Origin of the sequence: Bradyrhizobium sp. CCBAU 45394, assembly GCF_028128655.1 — a bacterium.
Classification (GTDB): Bacteria; Pseudomonadota; Alphaproteobacteria; order Rhizobiales; family Xanthobacteraceae; genus Bradyrhizobium; species Bradyrhizobium diazoefficiens.
In genome coordinates, this window is sequence record NZ_LBIX01000169.1 from 60,131 (window position 1) to 78,709 (window position 18,579).

Sequence of the window (18,579 nt, forward strand, 5' to 3'; positions counted from 1 at the left end):
GCCCATGGTCGAAGGCCACGCTGGGAACCGCAATGGCCTTTGTTGCCCGCGCTGCCACTTACCTTCGTATATCGGGCCCTATCCTTTGGATAGAGGCCCTTTACCTCAGTACAATTGAGTAGGGAACGCGCGCGCCTTAGCCTGGCTGCATTCGGCGCCCTGGCGCTAGTGGCATTGGATCCTCCCTAACCTGGGCGCAAGACGGCCGCCCCTGTCCGGTCGTCTGCGCTGCTTTTTCGGCAAGCCATCGGTGCCTTCATTGTTCTTCCGGCCGACACACCGCGCCCTGGCGGTGGGATCGGCCGCCTTTCGCGTGCAACTGGAGATTTACGCAGAATGTCTTCGATTGAGAAGATCGCACTCTTTATCGATGGCTCCAATCTCCATGCCACCTCCAAGGCGCTCGGCTTCGACATCGACTACAGGCGTCTGCTCGGCGAATTCCAAAGCCGAGGTGCGCTGTTGCGGGCCTTCTACTACACGACCCTCATCGAGGATCAGGAGTATTCGTCGATCCGCCCCTTGATCGATTGGCTCGACTATAACGGATACACCGTCGTCACCAAGTTCACGAAGGAATTCGTCGACGCCATCACCGGCCGCCGCAAGGTGAAGGGCAGCATGGATGTCGACCTCGCCGTAAATGCGATGGAGCTCGCCGAGCACGTCGATCAGATCGTGTTGTTCTCGGGCGATGGCAATTTTCGTTCGCTGGTGGAAGCGCTGCAGCGCCGCGGTGTCCGCGTAACGGTCGTCTCCACACTCTCCACTCAGCCAGCCATGGTCGCCGACGACCTGCGCCGACAGGCGGACGTATTCATTGATTTGGCAGAACTGAAACCAAAAGTGGGGCGCGATCCGGCCAATCGGCCGGGATCGCGCGAGATGCGCCAGTTACCGCAATTCCTCGCGCGCGTAGCGATCGATCGCGGCGACCAGGTGGAGTGATCCTGCGGGAGGCCGCACGACTCTCAGACGTCGAAGAACACGGTCTCCTCGGGCCCCTGCAAATTGATCGTGAAGGAATACACGACCTTGCCGGCGCGCTCGCTTCGCGTTGCGATCAACGTCTTGCGCCGGGCCGGCTGTTCGATCAGGTTGAGCACGGGGTCTCCGGCGTTGGCAGCCTCTTCATCCGAGAAATAGAGCCGCGTGTTGAGACCGATATTGATGCCGCGCGCGACGATCCAGACATTGACGTGCGGCGCGCATTTGCGCCCTGCCTTGTCGGTGATGGCGCCGGGCTTGATGGTCTCGAAGGTCACGAGCCCGCTGTCGAAGTCGGAGCCGGCGCGGCCCCAGCCGCGAAACTCCTGCTCCAGCGCGCCGGCCGAGCGGTCGGCCGGATGGTTGTAGCGGCCGGCCGCATTGGCCTGCCAGATTTCCAGCAGCACGTCGCGCAGCGGCGTACCGGTGCCGTCAAGCACCTTGCCTTCCAGCGTGATGCGTTCGCCCCGGGTGTTCGGCGTCACCAGCACGTTGGAAAAGTTCTTCTCGAAGATATCGAAGCCGGCCATGGCCGGGATCAGGCCGATGTGGACGTAGGGGCCGGCGGTCTGCGAGGCGGTTTCCTTGAGATAGTTGAGCGGCTGCGGCATTTGCTCAGTTCCCCGCGGTGCGATTTTCGAAATAGGTGGAACGCTGACCGCGCAGGACGATGTCGAAGCGGTACGCGAGCGAGTCGAACGGTGTCGAGGCGTTGAGGTCGAGCGGCGCGACCAGGCGATCGAGCGCATCCTTGTCCGGAATCGTCGTCAGGATCGGGCAGACCGGGATCAGGGGATCGCCCTCGAAATACATCTGCGTGATCAGCCGCTGCGCAAAGCCTGAGCCGAACACCGAGAAGTGGATGTGGGCGGGACGCCAGCTGTTGACGAAGTTGCGCCAGGGATAAGGACCCGGCTTCACGGTGCGGAAATAATAATAGCCGGTGTCGTCAGTCAGCGCGCGGCCGCAGCCGCCGAAATTCGGATCGATCGGCGCCAGATACGTGTCCTTCTTGTGCCGGTAGCGGCCGCCGGCATTGGCCTGCCAGAATTCGACCAGCGTGTTCGGAACGCCGCGGCCGGTCTCGTCCAGCACGCGACCGTGGACGATGATGCGCTCGCCGACAGGATCGCCGTCCTTGGCGTAGTTGCGGATCAGGTCGTTGTCGAGCGGGCCGAGATCGTTGTGGCCGAACACCGGTCCCGTGATTTCCGAGACCGAATTCTCCAGTGACAGCAGCGCCTGGCGCGGCGAGCGCAGCACCGAGGATTTGTAGCCGGGGGCATACGCGGGCGGATGGATGGAACGGTCGCGCTGGAAGAAGCCGCCGTCGCCGAGCGGCGGCGTGAACGGCTCGGGGCGGTTGAGGCGGGGATCCTGCAAGGCTGTCGCCTGGGCATTCATCGGCGTTGTCTCTCCCTAGGGCATCCCGGGGTCCGAGTGCGCGGCTTATTGAACGATAATGCCGCCACCTATTCTCAAGATAAATAGATCGATTATAATGAATTCCATGAAAAAAATCGATCATTTGGCCCTCGACGGCCATGCCCTCGAATTGTTCCTCGCCGTGCTGGAAGAAGGCTCGGTGACGGCGGCGGCAACGCGGCTCGGCCTGACGCAATCCGCCGTCAGCCACAGCCTGAATAAGCTGCGGCGGATCGCTGGAGATCCGCTGTTCGCCAAGTCCGGCCGCGGCATCGTCGCCACCGCGCACGCCCAGGCCCTCGCGGCGAAGGCGCGTGCGCTGATCGACGAGATGCGCAGCTTTGCCGGCGGCGTCAGCTTCGAGCCGGCGCAGGCCCAGCTCTCGCTGACGATCGCCGCCAACGATTTCCAGCGCGACCTGTTGCTGCCGCGCTTCTTCGGCCATGTCAGCGAACAGGTGAAGAGCCTGCACCTGCGGGTAATCCCCTCGCAGTCCCCCTCCCCCGCGATGCTGCGCGAGAACCGGTGCGATCTCATGATCACGCCGCTGCCGCCGTCCGGCGTCGACATCGTGCAGAAGCGCGTGCTGAGCGACCACTACGTCTGTTACTTTGACCCGAAGGCACGTACCGCGCCCGCCGGTCGCAGCGCCTATCTCGCAGCGCGCCACATCACCGTGGTCTACACCGACAATGAGCGGCTCGACTTCGACCGCCGGCTGGCGGCCAACGGCTTCCACCGCGACATCGCCATCTCCGTACCGAGCTTTTCAGGCGTGCCGTCGTTCCTGCGCGGCACGCAGATGCTCGCGAGCATGCCGAGCCTGCTCGCGTCCGGTGTCATGCAGGGCTTCGCACATGCCCGAATTCCGCTGGCCTCGGGCACTCGGACCCTGGCCGAGCTGCCGATGTTCATGGTCTGGCACCAGCGCTACCAGAAAGACCCGGCCCATCGCTGGATCAGGAACCAGCTCGAGACGGTAGCAGAGACCGCCGCAGGAGCATGAACGGCAGAATCGGGAACGTCCGAACTTCAGGTCAATTCCGCCGACAGCTTGCGCATCGCGCGGTCGAGAACCTCGACCTCCTCCGAAGTCAGCACGGCAAGCAGCCTCGTCTCCCGTTCCAGCGCGAACGGCACGATCTTGCGGAAAAGCGCGCGGCCTGCTGACGTCAGCGAAACGATCAGCTCGCGACGGTCATCAGAAGCATGTTTTCGGCTGACGATGCCGCGCGTCTCCAGTCCCTGGACGGCGCGGCTGACCTGCATCTTGTCGAGCGTGGTGAGCGGCCCGATTTCCTTGGTCGCAATCTGGGTCCGCGCGCCAAGAATGGCAAGCACACGCCATTCCTGACGCGTCAGCGCAAAGCGTTCCGAATAGACTTCGGCCACGGCCAGCGACACCTGTTCGGCCAGACGCGCCAGCCGATACGGAAAATACTGCTGCAGATCGAGCTCGGTGCCGGCATCCTGCGCCGGACCCGCTGCCCTATTTCGTGCTTCGCGCAAACGTCCCGCCATGCCGCTCAGTCCCTGGCTTGCATTCCTGCAAAAGTTTTCCGGGCAGATTGATCCAGATCAACCCAGGAGATTGTAACATTTGATACTAATTCCGCAACCATCAAAGGGAGTGACGCCGCCATGAAAATCGAGAAGATCCATCACGTCGCCTATCGCTGCGTCGACGCCAAGGCAACCGTCGAGTTCTACAAGAAGGTCTTGAACATGGATCTTCTCGGCGCGATCGCCGAGGATCGCGTGCCTTCCACCAAGGCGCCCGATCCGTACATGCACATTTTCCTCGATGCAGGGAACGGCAACATCCTCGCCTTCTTCGAGCTGCCGAACTCGCCGCCCATGGGCCGCGATCCCAACACGCCGGAATGGACCCAGCACATCGCCTTTCAGGTCAAGGACCTCGCCGAGCTCGAGGAAGCCCGGGCGCGCGCGGAAGCTACCGGCCTCGACGTCGTCGGCGTCACCGACCACACCATCTTCAAGTCCATCTACTTTCGCGATCCGAGCGGCCACCGCCTCGAGATCGCGGCCTGGACCGCCACGCCGGACCAGATCGACCGCATGAAATCGGTCGCGCACGAGATGGTCGAGGAATGGTCACGCACCAGGCGTCCGCCACGTCATAACGCCTGGATGCACGAGAAAGAGTTTCAGGACGCACATTGAATTCGGCACGACTCGCGAGGAACCGGACATGACGAACTACATCTATCCGAAGTTCGGCTATTTGCGCTCGAAAGAACAGGCCGAGGGCATCGTCAAACGGCACCCGATCGTCGTCATCGGCGCAGGTCCCGTTGGGCTCACCGCAGCCCTCGATTGCGCGGCGCGCGGCCAGCCGGTTGTTTTGCTCGACGACAACGATACCGTCAGCATCGGCTCACGCGCCGTCTGCTATGCCAAGCGCCCGCTGGAGATCTGGAACCGGCTCGACTGCGCCGATCCCATGGTCGAACGCGGCGTGAGCTGGAACGTCGGCAAGGTATTCTTTCGCGACGAGCTTTCCTACCAGTTCGACCTCCTGCCCGAGAGCGACCACGAGTGGCCCGCCATGATCAACCTCCAGCAATATCATTTGGAGGAGATCCTGGTCGCCAGGTGCCGCGCCAGCCCACTCATTGATCTACGCTGGAAGCACCGGCTGATCAGCCTCAAGCAGGCGGCCGATCATGCCGAGCTCGCGGTGGAGACGCCCGATGGCATCTTCACTATGGAGGCGCAGTGGGTGATCGCCTGCGACGGCGCCAATTCCGATACGCGCAAGATGGTAGGCGCCGAATTCAAGGGGCAGTACTTTGAGGACCGCTTCCTGATCGCCGACGTCGCCATGAAGGCGGATTTCCCGACCGAGCGTTGGTTCTGGTTCGATCCGCCGTTCCATCCCGCGCAGTCCGTGCTCCTGCACCGGCAGGCCGACGACATATGGCGCATCGACTTCCAGCTCGGCTGGGACGCAGATCCCGACGAGGAGAAGCGGCCGGAGCGGGTCATCCCGCGCATCAAGGCGATGCTGGGCGAGGATACGGAGTTCGAGCTCGAATGGGTCTCGATCTATCAGTTCGCCTGTCGGCGGATCGACGAGTTCCGCCACGGCAGGGTGCTGTTTGCCGGCGATGCTGCACACCAGGTCTCACCGTTCGGTGCCCGCGGCGCCAACACCGGCGTGCAGGACATCGACAATCTCGCCTGGAAGCTCGCTATGGTATTGCGTGGAGAGGCGCCGAAGGCGCTCCTCGACAGCTATCACGACGAACGCGCATACGCCGCCGATGACAACATCCTGAACTCGACGCGAGCGACCGACTTCATCACACCAAAAACCAAGGTAAGCCGCCATTTCCGCGACGCCGTGCTCGAACTCGCGCAGCATCACGGCTTTGCGCGCCCACTGGTCAACAGCGGCCGGCTGTCGACACCGACACCTTACGTTACCTCGCCCCTCAATACCTTGGACGACAGCCTGCTCGACGGCGAGATGCGGCCCGGCACCAACGCTGCGGACGCTCCGGTGACGATTGGCGGCAAGCCCGACTGGTTTCTCAACTGCCTTGGCGCGGGCTTCGTCGTCGTGACATTCGACCAAGCGGTGGACAACGAGCGGATCGAGGTCGGGCCAATCGCGGCACGGGTCATCCGTGTCGGGCGTGACATTGATGATCCCAGGGGTGTTCTGGCGAGTCGCTACGGCACGTCGACTGGCACCACATACCTCTTCCGGCCCGACCAATATGTCGCCGCGCGCTGGGCTGGCTTCGACGAAGGAAAGATCTCCGCGGCGCTGTTGCGCGCTACTGCTCAAGACGCCGTACGGCAGAAGGAGATTGCGGCATGATGCTCAACCGCTCACCGAATATCGCCGATCCAGACGGATTCTATGCCGAACTGATCGGCAGCCAGCGGGATTTGAACGAAGAGCAAGCGCTGCGCATGAACGCTCGGCTGATCCTGCTGCTCGCCAATCACATCGGCGACCGCGACGTGCTCGCGGAGGCAATCAGCTGCGCGCGCAGCGGCCGCGGATAGGCGCGTCTTCGCACCGCCCTCGATATCAGGATGTTCGGCGTCGTTGCCGGATCAGGCCGAAGCCATCTTCCGGTACGGGCCGGCGGGGACGGGAGGCAGCCTTCCAACAGGCCTTTCCCAAATTCAGGCCGCCCTTCGCCAAACCCACTGGTTGCGCGCGGACCGCCACGCTAGAATTCGGCCATGACAGTGACCGATATTGCGAGCCGGACCTACAATCACAGCTGGCGGCTGGATCCCATCATCCGCAGCCTGCTCGATACCGACTTCTATAAGCTATTGATGTTGCAGATGATTCGGGATGACTACCCGAATCAGCAGGTGACCTTCTCGGTCATCAACCGCTCGCGCCATGTGCGGCTCGCCGAGATCATCGACGAGGGCGAGCTGCGCGCCCAGCTCGACCACGCCCGCACCATCCGCTTCACCAAGAAGGAGCTGATCTGGCTCGCCGGTAACACCTTCTACGGCAAGACCCATATGTTCTCGGCGGATTTCATCCGCTGGCTGGCCGAATTCCGCCTGCCCGAATACGAGCTGCGCAAGGTCGAGGGGCAGTACGAATTGCACTTCCACGGGCCGTGGACCCACACCACGATGTGGGAGATTCCGGCGCTCGCGATTCTCAACGAGCTACGCTCGCGCGCGGCGATCAAGGGCCGCGGCCGCTTCGAGCTCGACGTGCTCTACGCCCGCGCCAAGGCCAAGCTGTGGACCAAGGTCGAGCGGCTGCGCAAGCTGGAGAACCTGAGGCTCTCCGACTTCGGCACCCGCCGGCGTCACGGCTTTCTCTGGCAGCGCTGGTGCGTCGAGGCGGTGAAGGAAGGCCTCGGCCCCTCCTTCATCGGCACCTCCAACGTGCTGCTCGCGATGGACAACGACCTCGAGGCCATCGGCACCAACGCGCACGAGCTGCCGATGGTCGCGGCCGGGCTCGCCAAGGACGACGAGGAGTTGCGCTGGGCGCCCTATCGCATTCTCGACCAGTGGCGTCAGACCTACGGCGGCAACCTCCTGATCGCACTGCCCGACGCCTTCGGTACGAAAGCGTTCCTGCGCGATGCGCCGGAATGGGTCGCCGACTGGACCGGCTTCCGCCCCGACAGCGCGCCGCCAATCCAGGCCGGCGAGGAGATCATCGCCTGGTGGGAGAAGAAGGGCCGCAACCCCAGGGACAAGCTGCTCGTCTTTTCCGACGCGATGGACGTCGGCTCGATCGAGGAGACCTATCACCACTTCACCGGCCGCGTGCGGCTCTCTTTCGGCTGGGGCACCAACCTCACCAACGACTTCGTCGGCTGCGCCCCGGACGGCTCGTTCAATCTCGATCCGATCTCGCTGGTCTGCAAGGTGTCGTCGGTCGACGGCCATCCGGCGGTCAAGCTCTCCGACAATCCGGAGAAGGCAACCGGCCTCCCCTCGGAGATCGAGCGTTACCTGCGCGTGTTCGGCGACGTCGGCCGCGTGCGCAAGCCGGTGCTGGTCTAGCAATTCTCTCGATCGGGTAAACCGCACGCCACGAATGCGCGGCATTGGTTCGCCAATACCGCGCCAGTTCCGCTTCCTCAGTATTTGAAGCGATCTGCGCGCATCCACGTCACGACGCCTTCACCCTACGGCGCAGTCCCCCGCGTCTTTCAGGTCGAGTTAAGCAACCATCCCTTCTACTTGACGTTGCAGGCGCAACGCTCCGCTGGGGTCGTTGATCGATTTGGGGAACTAAGGGTGTTTCGCAGGACATCGGCGTCGACGAAGGGACACAGCTTCCTTCATGTCATCAAGCTCGTCTCGCCTTTCGTGATGGTCGTCGTGCTTCAGGCGGCGATTGCGGGATTCAGCCTCGAGGTGATGTCATCGGTCCGCGCCTATGTCGCGGGCGAAGCGCTGTGGTCGCGCTCGCAGAAGAACGCCGTCTATTTCCTCAATAGCTATTTGCATTCGGGCGAACCGAGCCAGTTCGCGCAATACCAGGCCTCGCTCGCCGTTCCGATCGGCGACGAGTTCGCACGCTGGGCGCTCGAGCGAGATCCCGTCGACGTCGAAGCCGCCCGCATCGGCTTCCTGCAAGGCGGCAACCATCCCGATGACGTTCCGGGATTGATCTGGCTGTTTCGCTATTTCAACCGCGTCAGCTTCCTCCAGGAAGCGATCCGCGAGTGGGCGGCCACCGATCCGATGCTGCTGGAGCTGAGCGTGTTCGGCGAGGTCATCCGGTCCGAGCTGGAGAAGGGCCCTGTTCAGGACAGCGGCCGCCTGCGATTCCTGTCGTCGCGGCTCTCTGAGCTCAACACCCAGTTCACGGTGCATGCCAACCGCTTCTCCACCGTCCTCGGCGAAGGCTCCCGCGCGATCAAATTGACGCTGACCAGCATCAACATCCTCACCGCCGTGACGCTGATCCTGCTGCTGATCTGGCACACGCGGCGATTGGTGCTGCAACGAAAGGCGTTCGAGGATGCCCTGCATGCCGAGAAGGAGCGCCTGGCCTGGCAGGCGTCGCACGACTGGCTGACGGGCCTTGCCAACCGCCGCGCCTTCGAGGCGCGCCTGCAAGGCGAGCTCGACAATATCGCGGCAGGCTCGCTGGGCCTGATCCTGCTCGACCTCGACCAGTTCAAGAACGTCAACGACAGCTGCGGCCATCTTGCGGGCGACCGCCTGCTCTGCCAGGTCTCGCGCCTCCTGCAACAGGACCGGCGCCCGCATGATCTGGTGGCCCGGCTCGGCGGCGACGAATTCGGCCTGATCCTGCCGCGGTGCTCGCCGTTCGACGCAACGGACATCGCCGAACGGCTGCGACGAGCGCTCGAGCTGTTCAGCTTCGCCTGGGACGATCGCTGCTTTGCAGTGACTGCCAGCATCGGCATCACCTGCATCACCGACCGCGACACCACGCTCGAGGACGCGATGCGGCGCGCGGATGCCGCCTGCTATCGCGCCAAGGAAAAGGGACGCAACCGGGTTCAGGTCGACGGTGTGCGGCCCGACGTCGTCCTCGTTGCAGCACGGCCACGCGAAGCTGCCCGCGCCTGAGGCCGCCCGCCCTATCGGCGCAAAGGCAGAATCCCGAGGCCCGCAAGGTGCGCGTCGAGGAACTGCTCCACCTGCTGGCGCAGCAACTGGGGCGGCACGGCCACCATGCGCTCCTCGAGACCGAGCGAGATGATGCCGTGCACCGCGGAGAACAGGGTGCGCGACAACAGCGCGATCTTCACGTCATCCGCATCCGGCAGCAGCCGCACCAGCGGCGGGTGCATCAGCGCGAAGGCGTCCATCACCATCTGAAGGATGTCGTCCGGATAGGGGCGATCGTCCTCCATCCGATGCTCGAACAGCGAACGCAGCAAATTGGCGTGCTCCGCAAAGAATTCGAGATAGGCCTCGGCAAGCCCGTAGAGCTGGCCGACCGGATCCTCGGCCGGAACCCCCGAAAGCCGCGATGTGAGCGCCTGAACGGTCTCCCGATTGACGGTCAGGATCACCCCGTCGAAGTCGCCGAACTCGTTATAGACGCTGCCGACCGAGCAGCCGGCGGCTTCGGCGACGTCACGAACCTTCAATGATCTCAAACCCTTAGAAGAAATTATGGTGCGGGCGATCTCCAGGATCAGGAGCCGTCGCCGAACTTTTTTTTGGTCGCGCAGCGATTCTTCTTGAACATTGTTCATTTTCAAGCTACTCATGTGAACATTGTTCAAATTAACCCGGAGACCTGCAAAATGCAAACCCTCGCTGTTGATATTGCCACCACCTTCGTCGACGACGCCGCAGCCCTCGTGACCGGCCTCGGCCGGGCCATCCTCAAGCACGCGATGGCGCCGATCGATCGCATCGCCAATGCCTGCGACATTGCCGGCGTGCTCGCTGAGCGTCGCGCGACCTTCCGGATGTGGCGCGCCAACCGTGGCCGCGCCCGTCGCGAAGGCCGCAGGTTCAGCCTGCTTGGTCGCTTCTCCCCCTTTCGCCACCTCGCTCACCTCACCTGAGGCACCCGCCGCGAAGCGGTTCGAATGCAAGAAAAGGCCGCAATGAAGGACTTACCATTTTCCGACATTCGCGGCCGATGTCGCGGGCCTTACCGGTGCGGTTCAGTTTTTGCTCACGGCCCGTCGCATATCCGGGTCAGCGCGGCCCTTCCGCCCAAAGCCGACGCGGCCGCAACCGGAAATTTGCGAACCTAACGAGACCATTTGGAGACCAACAGGATCGGAGGGATCGAGGGGACAGAGCAGGCCGACGACCATCGTCACTCTGCAATCGTTCGTCCCATTCCCTTCCGGTCGTGACGCTTTCACCGCCCACGAAGCAACCTCAGGCTGCCTTTCCAAAACAGGACTAGTCATGATCAGGGAATTGATGTCGTCACGCCGCTTCGCGCCGCTGTTCTGGGCGCAGTTCTTCTCGGCGCTCAATGACAACGTGCTCAAGAACGCACTCGTCATCATCCTGCTTTACAGTGCCGCGACCGGCCACGGCGACGCGCTGGTGACGGTGGCAGGCGCCGTCTTCATCTTCCCCTATTTCATCCTGTCCGGGCTCGGCGGACAGCTCGCCGACAAATACGTCAAATCCGTCGTCGCAAGGCGACTCAAATTCACCGAGATCTTCGCCGCGGGCTTTGCCGCCGCCGGCTTCTTCCTGCACTCGGTGCCGCTGCTGTTCGCAGCGCTCGCGCTGTTCGGCATCATCGCCGCCCTGTTCGGCCCCGTGAAATATTCCATGCTGCCGGACCAGCTCGAGCTCGGCGAGCTCGCGACCGGCAATGCGCTGGTCGAAGGCGCGACCTTCATGGCCATCCTGCTCGGCACCGTCGCCGGCGGCCAGTTCGTGGCCGGCTCCGCCCATATGGGCTGGGTCGCATCCGCCGTGGTGGTGCTGGCTCTGCTGTCCTGGGCTTTCGCTTCCCGCATTCCGCAGACCACGCCCTCCGCGCCCGATCTGCCCGTCGATGCCAATCCCTGGACCTCGACGCTCGGCTTACTGAAGACGCTGCACGCCGACCACCGTCTGTGGGACGGGACCGTGATCGTCTCCTGGTTCTGGCTGGTCGGCGCCATCGTGCTGTCGCTGCTGCCGGCGCTGGTCAAGGAGGTCGTCGGCGGCACCGAAGGCGTGGTGACGCTGTGTCTTGCGATCTTCGCGATCGGCATCGCCATCGGCTCGCTGTTCGCGGCACAACTGAGCCACGTTCGCCCGAACCTCGCCCTGGTGCCGATCGGCGCCATCATCATGGGGTTTGCCGGCCTCGATCTCGCCTGGGCCATTGGCGTGACCACCAAGGGTCACGACATCACCGCGCTCGACTTCGCAACCTCGTTCGCGGGCCTGCGCATGCTGATCGACTTCGTCGCCTTCGCATTCGGCGGCGGCCTGTTCGTCGTCCCCTCCTTCGCCGCAGTCCAGGCCTGGTCGGTCCCCTCCGAGCGCGCCCGCATCATCGCGGCCGGCAATGTGCTACAGGCTGCCTTCATGGTGGTCGGCTCGCTGTTCGTCGCGCTGCTGCAGGCCGCAGGCCTCCATGTCGGCTGGATCTTCTTCGGCCTTGGCGTCGCCAGCTTCGGCGCGGTGTGGTTCGTGCTGACGAAATGGGGCAAGGAAGGCGTGCGCGATTTCGGCGGGTTGCTGTTCCGCGCACTGTTCCGCACCGAGATCCGCGGCCTCGAGAACCTGCCGCCATCCGGCACGCGCATGCTGATCGCGCCGAACCATGTCAGCCTGATCGACGGCCCGCTGCTGCACGCCGTGCTGCCGATCGACGCGAGTTTCGCGGTCGATACCGGCATCGCCAAGGCCTGGTGGGCCAAGCCGTTCCTGCGGGTGGTGAAGCATTACACCATGGACCCGACCAAGCCGCTGGCCGCGCGCGACCTGATCAAGCTGGTTGCCGCCGGCGAGCCGGTGGTCATCTTTCCGGAAGGACGCATCACCGTCTCCGGCTCGCTGATGAAGGTTTATGACGGCACCGCGATGATCGCGGACAAGGCCGACGCCGTGGTCGTGCCCGTCCGCATCGAAGGCGCGCAGCGCTCGCATCTCAGCTACCTCAACAGCAGCCAGATCAAGCGCTCGTGGTTTCCGCGGGTGACGGTCACGATCCTGCCGCCGGTCAAGCTTCCGGTCGATCCGGCGCTGAAGGGCAAGGCACGCCGCAACGCCGCGGGTGCAGCGCTCCAGGACGTGATGATCGACGCTCTGGTCAAGAACGCCATGCTCGATCACTCGCTGTTCGAAGCGCTCGGACACGCCTATCGCGACCGCGACACCGGCAAGGTCATCGTCGAGGACGCGCTCGGCACCAAGCTGACCTATCGCAAGCTGATCCTCGGCGCGCAGGTCCTGAGCCGGAAGCTCGAGGTCGGCACGGCGGTCGGCGAGAATGTCGGCGTGCTGCTGCCGAACTCCGCGGGCGTCGCCGTCGTCTTCATGGCGCTGCAAAACATCGGCCGGGTCCCGGCGATGCTCAACTTCTCCGCCGGCCCGGTCAACGTCCTCGCCGCCATGAAGGCCGCGCAGGTCAAGACCGTGTTGACCTCGAAGGCCTTCATCGAGAAGGGCAAGCTCGACAAGCTGATGGCCGCGATCTCCGCGGAGGCCCGAATTGTCTATCTCGAAGATGTCCGCGCCTCGATCGGTGTGGCCGACAAGATCAAGGGCCTGCTCGCAGGTACAGCGCCGCGGGTCACCCGCCAGGCCAACGATCCTGCCGTCGTTCTGTTCACGTCGGGCTCGGAAGGCACGCCCAAAGGCGTGGTGCTGTCCCACCGCAACATCCTCGCCAACGCGGCGCAGGCGCTGGCGCGGGTCGATGCCAACGCCAATGACAAGGTGTTCAACGTGCTGCCGGTGTTCCACTCCTTCGGGCTGACAGGCGGGATGATGATGCCGCTGCTCGCGGGCATTCCGATCTACATGTACCCGTCCCCGCTGCACTATAGGATCGTGCCCGAGCTGATCTACCAGACCGGCGCCACCATCCTGTTCGGCACCGACACGTTCCTCACCGGCTACGCGCGCTCGGCGCATGCTTACGACTTCCGCACCCTGCGTCTCGTGATCGCCGGCGCCGAGGCGGTCAAGGACCGCACCCGGCAGGTGTTCATGGAGCGCTACGGCATCCGCATCCTCGAGGGCTATGGCGTCACCGAGACGGCGCCGGTACTGGCGATGAACACGCCGATGGCCAACCGCCCCGGCACCGTCGGCCGCCTGTCGCCGCTGATGGAAAGCCGCCTCGATCCGGTCCCCGGCATCGAGAACGGCGGCCGCCTCTCCGTGCGCGGACCGAACGTGATGCTCGGTTACCTCAGGGCCGAAAATCCCGGCGTGCTCGAAGTGCTCGCGGAAGGCTGGCACGACACCGGCGACATCGTCGCCATCGACCCGGCCGGCTTCATCACCATCAAGGGCCGCGCCAAGCGCTTTGCCAAGATCGCAGGCGAGATGGTCTCGCTGTCGGCAGTCGAAAGCATCGCGGCGACGCTGTGGCCGCAGGCCGGCTCGGTCGCCGTGTCGATCCCCGACCAGCGCAAGGGCGAGCGCATCGTGCTGCTGACGACGGAGAAGACCGCCGATCGCAGCGCGATGCAGAGCCAAGCCAAGGCGATCGGCGCGTCCGAGCTGACAGTGCCCGCCGCGATCATGGTGGTCGACAAGGTACCGCTGCTCGGCACCGGCAAGACCGACTATGTCACGGCAACGACGATGGCCCGCGAGCAGGCATCCGCGCCGGAGCGCGAGGTGGCGTAATCCAGATGCACGAGGCGCCTCAATCAGGCGACGCGCGATGTCCGGGAGTGGTTCTGCTTCATGGCATCGCGCGCACCTCGGCATCCCTGACTAGGCTGGAGCGGGCGCTCCGGGCGAGCGGGTTCACGACGCTTAACATCGACTATTCCAGCCGCAGCAAGCCGATCGCGGCCATCGTAGACGACATTCATCCGGCGATCGCCCGTTTCGCCGAAGTCGAGGCGCCGCTGCATTTCGTCGCACATTCGATGGGCGGCCTCGTCGCGCGCGCCTACATCGCAAGACACCGCCCCGCCCGGCTTGCCCGCGTCGTGATGCTGGGCACGCCGAACAGCGGCAGCGAGGTCGCTGATCTCCTGCAGGGATTTCTGCCCTACCGCGCATTCTACGGGCCAGCCGGCCTCGAGCTCACCACCACGCCCGCGACCGCGCCGAATGCCTTCCCCGCCATCGACTATCCGGTCGGTGTGATCGCCGGAAACCGCTTCATCGATCCTGTCGCCGGTCTCTTCGTTCTGCCGAAGCCCAATGACGGACGGGTGTCGGTGCAGAGCACGATGCTGGCCGGCATGACCGACCATGTCGTCGTGAAGGCGTCCCACACCGGGCTGCCACGTCACGCCGTCGCGATCGCGCAGACGATCGCTTTTCTGCGCAACGGCCATTTTCGGCCGAGGTAACGGGTCACGGCGCTGTCCGCCGTTCCTGTGCATAGCGAACCAGCGCGGCGAAGCGATAGATGCCGTGCACGAACTTGCCGTAGGGCATGGTGATGAACAGCGCAAACACCGCGCCGAGATGCAGCGCCAATAGCGGCCCCATGGCCGCGGTCTCGCGCAGGAGCAGAAGCAGCATGCCGGTGAGACCGGTCAGGAACAGCATGGCGATGAAGCCGACATCCATGCCGTAGCTGTTCTCGTCCAGCAGTTCCGGCGCCCTGCGCAATTTCGCGACGTACAGGCCGATCGGCCCGACGATGAGGCCGATGCCGCCGAGCGCGCCGAGCACGACGGGCAGATCCCACCACGGATACGGCGCCTCGCGTCCGAGGAGATAGTGATACAGCGTGGCGACGGACGTCGCGGCAAAGCACAGCAGGAAGCCGTAGAATGTCAGATGGTGATAGAGCTTGCGCCGGTCGGTCGGCTTGTCGTCCTCGTTGTAGCAGCCGACGCCGCCGCCATGGAGATAGCGCAGCTCGCCGGCATCGCGGATCGCCTGGACAATCGAGCCGCCGTCCGCTCTGCCGCCGATCGGCGTGCCGATATCGCGCCAGAAGGCACGCACGCTCATGACAAGTGCAAGGATGGCATAGAGGAGTGCCGCGCTGAACAACGCAGCCATCGCGTTGTGCGGCATCAGTCTGTAGAACGCGCCCGGCCCGGTATGGACACCGAACAGCACGCTGCGATCGTTCAGCGCAGCAAAGCCGAAGATAAAGGCGCCCATGCTGAGCGCAGCGACGATGCTGATCAAGAGACCATTGCGCGCGAAGGCGCCGGACAGCGCCTGCGGCCAGGCGTAGGCCGCATAAGACTCCGCGCGCGCGACCGCGAGCGTCTTCGGGACGTTGACGTCGAATTCGTGCGGCGGCGAGAACTGGCAATCGACGTAGCAGGCGCCGCAGGAATGGCAGAGGTTGGCGAGATAGTTGAGATCGCCGTCGGAGAAGGCGCGGCGCATCTCCATGGCGGGAAATACCGCGCAAAGACCCTCGCAGTAGCGGCAGGAATTGCAGACCGTCATCAGGCGGTCGGCTTCGTCCAGAATTTGGGTTCCGTGCATGGCTCTACTTCGTCAGGCCTTTGCCCTCGAGCCATTTCTGGATCAGGGCCGCGACCTCGAGGTTGTTCTTGTCCATCATCACCATATGCGAATTGCCCTTGATGCCAGCCTGTGGGAGGTCGACGATGTCGACGCTGCCCCCGGCCGCCTTGATGGCGTCCGCAAAGGCGATGCCGTTGGCGCGGATCTTGGGCCAGCGCGAATCGCGCTCGATATAGTCGCCGTAGATGATGAGGGTCGGAATGTTCTTCAGCACATCCGCCCTCGCGGGATCACCGATGCCGGCCGGCTCGATCGCAATCAGCGCCTTGACCTTGTCAGGCCGGGCTTGCGCCACCTTGAAGCCGAAGCTGCCGGCTTGGCTGTGGAACAGGATCACCGAGGGGCCGACGCGATCGAGCTCGGCGATATAGGCGGCGATGGTCGCATCATCGGTCGTGGTCCAGCGCGGTACGTTCTGCTTGACGAAATTCTGGTAGCCCTCGACCGGAAACTGGTTGCCCGGCAGCACCTTTCGCTTGGCGGGATCGGGATCGTAGGAGTTTGGCCCATCACCGATACGGAAACGCTCGAACGGATTGGCCGTGGTGAGGAAGACAGGCTCGCTCTTGAAGATATCAGGATATTGCGCCCAGCCTGCGCGCCCGCGCTCCACCGCGTCGGAATTGTAGACCGCCCATCCCTTGCGCAGAAAATAATTCAGCCAGCCTTCGCGTCCGTCAGGCGTGGTTTCGTAGGTGACGCCGGTCAGTCCGCCGCCGTGCCACATCAGCAGCGGATAAGCCCCCTCCTCGTTGGCCGGCAGGAAATACTGCACGTACATCTGCTCGACCTGATACGTGCCATTGGGATCGACCTTGGCCGGCACGCCGCCAGGCGCGAACACGACCTCCTTCACCGGCTTGCCGGAGATTTCGACAAGACGCCCGCCGACATGGAACGACCCCATGTCGCGCAGGGTGATCGGCTCAGCGGCGCGGGCGTGGCCGACGATCAGCAGCGCCATGATCGAGGCAATGACAATACGCGACATGGTTTCTCCCATCACCTTATCTTCTTGGTCCTAGTTCTTCGCATGACGTGCCGCTTCCCGCCCTGCGATCCGCCCGAACACGCTGCCGATGGTCATGCCAATGCCCGCCGCATAGCCCTTGCCGAGCACGTTGCCGGCCATGATCTCGCCGGCCGCGAACATGTTGCCTGATGGCTTGCCGTCAGCCATCAGCATCCGCGCTTCCTTGGTCACGCGCGTGCCGAGATAGGTGAAGGTGATGCCGGGCCGCACCGGATAGGCGAGATAGGGCGGCGTCTCGATCCGCCGCGCCCAATGCGTCTTCTGCGGCGTGATGCCCTCCGTGCGGCAGTCGTCCAGGATAGTGTGGTCGAACGTGCCGGGCCTCACCGCGGCGTTGAACTCGGTGATGGTCTTTTCCAGCGCGGCCGGATCGAGCTCGAGCTTGCTGGCAAGCTCCGCGACGGTCTGCCCGGCGATCGGCGGGAACAGCGTCGGCATGAACGAGGTAACGACGGTGGAATCGAAGATGATATAGGCAATCTGATCGGGCTGCGCCGCGACCAGCCGGCCCCAGATCGCATAGCGCTTCGGCCAGATGTCCTCGCCCTCGTCATAGAAGCGCTGGGCGTGCTTGTTGACGACGATGCCGAACACGACCGAGTCATGACGCGTGATGATGCCGCCGTCGAATTTCGGCGCGCGGGCGTCGATCGCCACCGCGTGGCACTGGGTGGGATCGCCGACCTCCTGCACGCCCTTGTCGAGCAGCATTTTCAGGATCGAGCCGCGGTTATAGGGCGTGCCGCGGATCAGGAAGTTGTCAGCCGCCTCGCCCCAATACTGCTTCAGCCATTCGATGTTGGCCTCGAACCCGCCGGCCGCGGCGACCAGAGACGTCGCGCGGATCTCGGTCTCGCCCTTGATCGGCCGCTTGAGGCGGGCGGCCAGGAACATGCCGTCCTCGATCACGAGGTCCGTGACCTCGGCATCGTATTCGACATCGACGCCGAGCCGCTCGGCGGTGAGGTAGAGCGCATTCAGCATCGCGCGGCCGCCGCCGAGAAAGAAGGAGTTGGTGCGGCCGAGGCTCAGCGTGCCGCCGAGCGAGGGCTGCCAGCGCACGCCCTGCTCCACGATCCAGTTCAGGATGTCCTTGGACTCCCGGATCATGTGGCGCGCAAGTTCCTCGTCGGTCCGCCCGCCGGTGACCAGCAGCAGATCCTTCCAGAATTCCTCCTCGGTGTAGGGGCCGGTGAGGATTTCGGTGGCAGCGTCATGGGCGCAGCGCATGTTGCGGGTGTGGCGGGTGTTGCCGCCGCGATAGAATTTTGGCGCGCCTTCAAGCACGAGCACCGAGGCGCCGCCACGACGCGCCGCGATCGCCGCACACAGCGCCGCGTTGCCGCCTCCGATCACCAGCACGTCGTATTTGCTGCTCATGCCGTCTGCCCGATGCGACGAAGTTGGAGACATTCTGCCCGCCGGCGGCCTCGGTCAACCGGTCTGCCATTGCGTACTTTTGTATACAAAGATATACAGAAGCTGCGCAAGCCGCATCTCTGCATGGGCAGGATGCGCTT

17 protein-coding genes are annotated in these 18,579 nt (G+C 64.1%); 10 read left to right on the plus strand and 7 right to left on the minus strand.

Features of this window, described 5'->3' with window-relative positions; all coding sequences use genetic code 11:
• Positions 1 to 336 precede the first annotated feature (336 nt).
• Positions 337 to 948 carry a LabA-like NYN domain-containing protein gene (locus WN73_RS26220; RefSeq protein ID WP_161536163.1) on the plus strand — a complete coding sequence of 204 codons (612 nt, stop codon included), beginning with the start codon at positions 337 to 339 and terminating at the stop codon, positions 946 to 948.
• Between the two features lie 23 nt (positions 949 to 971).
• On the opposite strand, the gene pcaG is transcribed toward WN73_RS26220, so the two are convergent.
• Together pcaG and pcaH are read right to left on the minus strand one after the other, a co-directional pair.
• Positions 972 to 1,598: a protocatechuate 3,4-dioxygenase subunit alpha gene (gene pcaG, locus WN73_RS26225; protein ID WP_028174286.1), complete on the minus strand. Its 627-nt coding sequence runs from the start codon at positions 1,596 to 1,598 to the stop codon at positions 972 to 974.
• A 4-nt stretch (positions 1,599 to 1,602) separates the two neighbouring features.
• Positions 1,603 to 2,391: a protocatechuate 3,4-dioxygenase subunit beta gene (gene pcaH / locus WN73_RS26230; protein WP_028174285.1), complete on the minus strand. Its 789-nt coding sequence runs from the start codon at positions 2,389 to 2,391 to the stop codon at positions 1,603 to 1,605.
• A 97-nt stretch (positions 2,392 to 2,488) separates the two neighbouring features.
• On the opposite strand from pcaH, the gene WN73_RS26235 reads away from it, so the two are divergent.
• Complete coding sequence (locus WN73_RS26235) at positions 2,489 to 3,418, plus strand: LysR family transcriptional regulator (RefSeq protein ID WP_028174284.1); 930 nt, start codon at positions 2,489 to 2,491, stop codon at positions 3,416 to 3,418.
• Positions 3,419 to 3,444: 26 nt separating this feature from the next.
• Here the strand turns inward: WN73_RS26235 and WN73_RS26240 are convergent, their stop codons facing one another.
• Entirely contained in the window at positions 3,445 to 3,933 is a 489-nt protein-coding gene (locus tag WN73_RS26240) for a MarR family winged helix-turn-helix transcriptional regulator (protein WP_011085119.1), read from the minus strand.
• Between the two features lie 120 nt (positions 3,934 to 4,053).
• On the opposite strand from WN73_RS26240, the gene WN73_RS26245 reads away from it, so the two are divergent.
• The 5 genes from WN73_RS26245 to WN73_RS26265 all read left to right on the plus strand — a co-directional run bounded on the left by WN73_RS26245 (position 4,054) and on the right by WN73_RS26265 (position 9,486).
• Positions 4,054 to 4,596 carry a VOC family protein gene (locus tag WN73_RS26245; RefSeq protein ID WP_028174283.1) on the plus strand — a complete coding sequence of 181 codons (543 nt, stop codon included), beginning with the start codon at positions 4,054 to 4,056 and terminating at the stop codon, positions 4,594 to 4,596.
• Positions 4,597 to 4,624: 28 nt separating this feature from the next.
• The gene (locus WN73_RS26250) at positions 4,625 to 6,262 is read left to right on the plus strand and encodes an FAD-dependent oxidoreductase (protein ID WP_028174282.1); all 1,638 of its coding nucleotides are present in this window, start codon (positions 4,625 to 4,627) and stop codon (positions 6,260 to 6,262) included.
• Complete coding sequence (locus WN73_RS26255) at positions 6,259 to 6,453, plus strand: DUF2783 domain-containing protein (RefSeq protein ID WP_011085116.1); 195 nt, start codon at positions 6,259 to 6,261, stop codon at positions 6,451 to 6,453. Before WN73_RS26250 ends, WN73_RS26255 begins: the two co-directional genes overlap by 4 nt.
• Before the next feature lie 183 nt (positions 6,454 to 6,636).
• On the plus strand, positions 6,637 to 7,941 hold the full coding sequence (pncB, locus tag WN73_RS26260) for a nicotinate phosphoribosyltransferase (RefSeq protein ID WP_028174281.1): 1,305 nt from the start codon (positions 6,637 to 6,639) through the stop codon (positions 7,939 to 7,941).
• Positions 7,942 to 8,178: 237 nt separating this feature from the next.
• Positions 8,179 to 9,486, plus strand: a complete 1,308-nt coding sequence (locus WN73_RS26265) for a GGDEF domain-containing protein (RefSeq protein WP_028174280.1) — start codon at positions 8,179 to 8,181, stop codon at positions 9,484 to 9,486.
• An 11-nt stretch (positions 9,487 to 9,497) separates the two neighbouring features.
• Here WN73_RS26265 and WN73_RS26270 read toward each other — a convergent pair whose 3' ends face one another.
• Positions 9,498 to 10,121 carry a TetR/AcrR family transcriptional regulator gene (locus tag WN73_RS26270; RefSeq protein WP_028174279.1) on the minus strand — a complete coding sequence of 208 codons (624 nt, stop codon included), beginning with the start codon at positions 10,119 to 10,121 and terminating at the stop codon, positions 9,498 to 9,500.
• Positions 10,122 to 10,172: 51 nt separating this feature from the next.
• Between WN73_RS26270 and WN73_RS44430 the strand changes: the two genes are divergently transcribed.
• From WN73_RS44430 to WN73_RS26280, 3 genes are all read left to right on the plus strand, one after another.
• Complete coding sequence (locus tag WN73_RS44430) at positions 10,173 to 10,439, plus strand: hypothetical protein (protein WP_333923708.1); 267 nt, start codon at positions 10,173 to 10,175, stop codon at positions 10,437 to 10,439.
• Between the two features lie 355 nt (positions 10,440 to 10,794).
• The gene (locus WN73_RS26275) at positions 10,795 to 14,199 is read left to right on the plus strand and encodes an acyl-[ACP]--phospholipid O-acyltransferase (protein ID WP_271555331.1); all 3,405 of its coding nucleotides are present in this window, start codon (positions 10,795 to 10,797) and stop codon (positions 14,197 to 14,199) included.
• A gap of 5 nt (positions 14,200 to 14,204) precedes the next feature.
• On the plus strand, positions 14,205 to 14,879 hold the full coding sequence (locus WN73_RS26280) for an esterase/lipase family protein (protein WP_271555332.1): 675 nt from the start codon (positions 14,205 to 14,207) through the stop codon (positions 14,877 to 14,879).
• A 4-nt stretch (positions 14,880 to 14,883) separates the two neighbouring features.
• On the opposite strand, the gene tcuB is transcribed toward WN73_RS26280, so the two are convergent.
• From tcuB to tcuA, 3 genes are read right to left on the minus strand one after another with little or no spacing between them, the layout of a single operon-like run.
• Positions 14,884 to 15,984 carry a tricarballylate utilization 4Fe-4S protein TcuB gene (tcuB, locus tag WN73_RS26285; protein ID WP_271555333.1) on the minus strand — a complete coding sequence of 367 codons (1,101 nt, stop codon included), beginning with the start codon at positions 15,982 to 15,984 and terminating at the stop codon, positions 14,884 to 14,886.
• A 4-nt stretch (positions 15,985 to 15,988) separates the two neighbouring features.
• Positions 15,989 to 17,017 (minus strand): esterase, encoded by a 1,029-nt coding sequence (locus tag WN73_RS26290; protein WP_271555334.1) that lies wholly within the window; start codon positions 17,015 to 17,017, stop codon positions 15,989 to 15,991.
• 30 nt (positions 17,018 to 17,047) lie between these two features.
• Entirely contained in the window at positions 17,048 to 18,439 is a 1,392-nt protein-coding gene (gene tcuA / locus WN73_RS26295) for an FAD-dependent tricarballylate dehydrogenase TcuA (protein ID WP_271555335.1), read from the minus strand.
• Positions 18,440 to 18,579: the final 140 nt, after the last annotated feature.